Below are 871 nucleotides of genomic sequence, written 5' to 3'. Positions count from 1 at the left end.
TGGGCGCTCATTTCTTCGCCTCCAACGGTGTAATCAACGAGCAAGCATAGACGATTTTACAGAGCATTTATTTTTGAGACAGCACACTAGAGGCTGGTTATATCTGGAGTCCCAAATTCTAAGCTTTAGGTTTTCATTTTGATGAACTTTCTCATCCAAGACCGCAAGAACTGCCTCCTCAGAGAGGTGATGGGTGGCTGACAGAATCTCTGCAAAGAATTGAGCTTTCTTCAGCTCAAATTGGTCTGCGTTCAACATCACTGAGCTATCTTTAAGCTGCTGTCCCTCACAGGTAGTCCACATCACATTCAGATCATGGCCACCATGGCGGAACGGCTTGTCACAGTATGGGCAGTGTTTGACTAACTCTACATTATGCTCAGCGCAGACTTTCAGCTCACAACAGTGAGCACGTCGCCAAAAGGAAAATCCTAAGCGTTCAATATCTTCGGCAACACAAACGGGGCAAAACCCGGCCGCGGTACTATCGGAACCATAGACACTTGAACTACTTATGTATTCGTCTCTAGAGTAGGAAATATCTTGAATGTTTTTAAAAACTTCTCTTAACGGGTACTCAGTATGTTTATGAAGTATTTTGTTGAAACCGTAGCAACCAATCCACCCGTGCATTCCGGCGATTAACAAGATATCCGCGCCAAAGAGGCTGTTTCTGGGAAACTTCCGAAATACATCTTCGGAGGAATTTTTTCCTTTAATTAGAAGAGTTCTTGCCACAAAGGAACGCACCGTCTCCTCAGGCTGAATAGCTAATGTACTGTTTGCGAAATAATTTACCCGTGTCCCGCAACCTAAGTTATTGATAAAATTTGAATTTTACGTTAGTTAGTAGCTGGTTTTTTCGAAAACA

Annotated in this window: 1 protein-coding gene; it reads right to left on the bottom strand. The window is 43.2% G+C overall.

The window, feature by feature from the left end; translation table 11 throughout:
• Positions 1 to 33 precede the first annotated feature (33 nt).
• Entirely contained in the window at positions 34 to 768 is a 735-nt protein-coding gene (locus DW49_RS0107610) for a TniQ family protein (RefSeq protein ID WP_268240035.1), read from the bottom strand.
• Between the last annotated feature and the right edge of the window lie 103 nt (positions 769 to 871).

Source organism: Pseudomonas avellanae BPIC 631 (genome assembly GCF_000444135.1).
In the GTDB taxonomy this organism is placed as follows: Bacteria; Pseudomonadota; Gammaproteobacteria; order Pseudomonadales; family Pseudomonadaceae; genus Aquipseudomonas; species Aquipseudomonas avellanae.
This window is presented reverse-complemented; position numbering and strand designations above follow the sequence as displayed.